The sequence below is a fragment of the Rahnella perminowiae genome (genome assembly GCF_019049755.1).
In the GTDB taxonomy this organism is placed as follows: domain Bacteria; phylum Pseudomonadota; class Gammaproteobacteria; order Enterobacterales; family Enterobacteriaceae; genus Rahnella; species Rahnella perminowiae.
The window spans coordinates 1-3,515 of the sequence record NZ_JAFMOS010000279.1 but is presented as its reverse complement, the minus strand read 5'-3'; the positions used below and the strand labels follow the sequence as shown (position 1 = coordinate 3,515).

At 52.7% G+C, this 3,515-nt stretch carries 3 protein-coding genes; all 3 read left to right on the top strand.

Annotated features, from left to right (window positions below):
* Nucleotides 1-83: 83 nt before the first annotated feature.
* Nucleotides 84-1,652 carry a pyridoxal phosphate-dependent decarboxylase family protein gene (locus J1785_RS02300; RefSeq protein ID WP_238483031.1) on the top strand — a complete coding sequence of 523 codons (1,569 nt, stop codon included), beginning with the start codon at nt 84-86 and terminating at the stop codon, nt 1,650-1,652.
* A 13-nt stretch (nt 1,653-1,665) separates the two neighbouring features.
* On the top strand, nt 1,666-2,976 hold the full coding sequence (locus J1785_RS02295) for a lysine N(6)-hydroxylase/L-ornithine N(5)-oxygenase family protein (protein WP_129951101.1): 1,311 nt from the start codon (nt 1,666-1,668) through the stop codon (nt 2,974-2,976).
* A gap of 13 nt (nt 2,977-2,989) precedes the next feature.
* A partial coding sequence (locus J1785_RS02290; protein ID WP_217218719.1) for a GNAT family N-acetyltransferase occupies nt 2,990-3,515 on the top strand: 526 nt, incomplete at its 3' end.

Genomic DNA, 3,515 nt, shown 5'->3' with positions numbered 1-3,515 from the left:
AGAGACAGGCTAAATCCTGACTTTATCCGGGCGGCCGCCCCACGCCTGCTGAGGATGAAAAGGACTAACCCAAAGGATACAGAATGAGCCAGATAAATAACTGGGAATTAATGCAATCCGGTAGCCAAAATCTCACCCCAGCCCAGGCAAATATAAGCAAAAATAAGGGTTATATTTTTAACCACCACAATACCCCTGACTGGCAGGCGCAGATTGAACAAGGCGTTGAATTAATTAAATCCCATATTAACCATACTGAGAAACCCTTTTCCGGTGTTTCTCCGGCTGAATTAGCCGAGCAATTTCGCCATATTGACCTGACTAAACCTCTGGACGGAACGCGGCTGGCGCTGGAAGAACTGGATGATTTATATCTTCAGCACGCGGTCTATTTCCATCATCCGAAATACCTGGCGCATCTCAACTGTCCGACCGTCTTACCTTCCCAACTGGCGGAGCTGTTTATCAGTGCCATCAACTCCTCGGTGGATACCTGGGATCAGAGCGCAGGCGGCACGCTCATCGAGCAAAAAGTCATTGACTGGACACTCGCCCGTATCGGTTTTGGCGCACAGTCAGACGGTATTTTCACCAGCGGCGGGACCCAGTCCAACCTGATGGCCATGCTGCTGGCGCGCGACAGCCATTGCAAACGCACCCGACCGCAGCACAGCATCAAATATCAGGGTCTGCCGCCGGAAGCCAACCGCTGGCGTATTTTCAGTTCACAGGTCAGCCACTTCAGTATTCAGAAATCCGCTGCCCTGCTCGGCCTGGGTTATGACGCCGTGGTTCCGGTCGCCTGCGACAGCGCTTTTCGCATGGATATTGCCGCACTCCGTCAGGAAATTGAGCGCTGCCACGCTGAAGGGTTGATCCCGATTGCCGTCGTGGCAACCGCCGGTACGACTGACTTTGGCAGTATCGACCCGCTGAATGAGATCGCTGAAATCTGCCGCCAGGAAAAAATCTGGATGCATGCAGATGCCGCATACGGCTGTGGTTTGCTGGTTTCGCCACAGCATCGTCAGCGGATTGACGGCATCCATCTGGCCGATTCCGTCACCGTGGATTACCACAAATCCTTCTTCCAGCCGGTAAGCTGCAGCGCGTTTCTGGTTAATGACCACCGTCATCTGGAGCACGTGACACATCACGCCGAATATCTGAATCCGCTGAGTGCGAAACTGGAAGGCACGCCGAATCTGGTGAATAAAAGTATCCAGACCACCAAACGTTTTGATGCCCTCAAAATGTGGCTGACGTTGCGCATTATGGGTCAGCAGGCATTAGGAGAATCCTTTGATGTGCTGCTGGCCCGCGCGACACAAACGCATCAGATGATGGAAGAGAATCCGAATATTGAAGTGCTGCATAAGCCGGAGCTGAGCACGCTGGTGTTTCGGTTCGTACCGCGTTTATCCATGACGCATGAACAGATTGACGACATCAACGCCGGGATCCGTAAGGCCATTTTCCGCGACGGCAGCGCCGTTATCGCCGGAACCAAAGTACATCAGCGCCAGTATCTGAAATTTACCTTACTCAACCCAGCCACCACCACGGAAGACGTTGCCGATGTGCTTAGCCTGATTACTCATTACGGCAAAGAACTCACTGCCAGTGCGCTGAGCGCCGCGAAAAACCGGTAAAAGGAGCCACACCATGAATACCCACCCAAACGACCCTATGTATGATTTTATCGCCGTAGGAATCGGTCCGTTTAACCTCGGGCTGGCCTGTCTGACTGAACCACTGAAAGCGCTGAACGGCCTGTTTTTAGACCAGAATGACAGCTTCGACTGGCACACCGGCATGATGCTGGAAAGCGCACATTTACAGACCCCGTTTATGGCCGATCTGGTGACGCTTGCCGATCCGACCAGCCCTTACAGTTTTCTTAATTATCTTAAATTAAAGGGAAAACTCTACTCATTCTACATCCGTGAAGATTTCTTCATGATGCGTAAAGAGTTCAATCAGTATTGTCAGTGGGCATGCAGCCAGCTGACCAGCCTGCAATTCTCCACGCGCGTGGAGGGCGTTACCTGGGATGCGGCACAGGAATGCTATCGGATAGAGGCGCGCTCGACGAAAAGCGGCGAAAAACAGATTTACCGTACCCGAAGGCTGGTTCTCGGCACAGGGCCGTCAGCGTGGATGCCTGCCTGTGCGCGGGATGCCGGTAGAAACGTGCATCACTCCTCGGCCTATTTACCGAATAAACAGCAGGTACAAAATTCAAAATCCATCACCGTAGTCGGCAGTGGCCAGAGCGCCGCAGAAATTTACTATGACCTGCTCTCCGACATCGACACGCACAATTATCATCTGACGTGGGTAACCCGTGCACCGCGTTTCTACCCGCTGGAATACAGCAAACTGACGCTGGAAATGACCTCACCGGAATATATCGACTATTTCCACGCGCTGCCGGTAAGCAAGCGCGATCAGCTCAATCGGGAACAAAAATGTCTGTATAAGGGCATTAACATCAGTCTGATCAACGATATTTATGACCTGATGTACGTCAAACGCCTCGACGGCCCGCTGAGTGTCGATTTGTACACACATTCGGAACTGACAGCGCTGACCCGCAGCCGCAGCGGCGAACTTGAAATGACCTTGTTCCACCACGAACAGCAACAGCAATACCGGCACCGCACGGAATCAGTGATCCTCGCGACCGGGTACGGCTATCAGCCACCGCAGTTTGTGGAGGGCATTTATAACCGCATTCAGTGGGATGAAGCCGGTCGTTACGCCGTCAACCGCAATTACAGCATCGATGCGCACAACCAGATTTTCGTACAAAACGCCGAGCTTCATACGCACGGTTTCGTCACACCGGATCTGGGCATGGCGTGCTACCGCAACAGCACTATTATCCGCGAAATGCTCGGCCATGAAGTGTATCCGGTGGAAAAAACCATTGCTTTCCAGACCTTTGGCACCCGCAGCCCTGACGCAAACTAACGGAGATTTACTCATGTCTGATGCCATTTCTACCGCCGTATTCTCCTGCCTGCGCGATGCAGGGAAACTGTCTTTACGCCCGCTGTCTCCGGAAAAAGACGCCGCCGTTTTACATGGCTGGATGACGCAGCCCTACGCGCATTTCTGGGGGATGCAAAACAGCACCATTGCAGAAGTCAGCAATTTCTATCGCGACCTGACTCAGGATAAACCGCTGGCAGCGCTGATGGGCGAAATCGACGGACAGCCGCAATTTCTCATCGAATGCTATCCGGTTGAGGATGACCCGCTGCATGAGCATTACGCTGTACAACCCGGTGATATGGGCATGCATATTCTGTTGTCACCGGCTGAAAAGCCGGTGACTGGCTTCAGCTGGCAGGTGTTTTCAGCGGTGATGGAGTACCTGTTCAGCCAGCCCGATGTCCGGCGCGTGGTAGTCGAGCCGGATGTTCGCAATGAAAAAATTCATAAGCTGAATAAACGCGCCGGTTTCCGCTATCAGAAACAAATCCAACTGACACACAAAACTGCATGGC

Excerpts from the sequence above, each read along its gene's own strand:
- J1785_RS02300 (WP_238483031.1), top strand. The coding sequence starts at position 84 with ATGAGCCAGATAAATAACTGGGAATTAATGCAATCCGGTAGCCAAAAT.
- J1785_RS02295 (WP_129951101.1), top strand. The coding sequence starts at position 1,666 with ATGAATACCCACCCAAACGACCCTATGTATGATTTTATCGCCGTAGGA.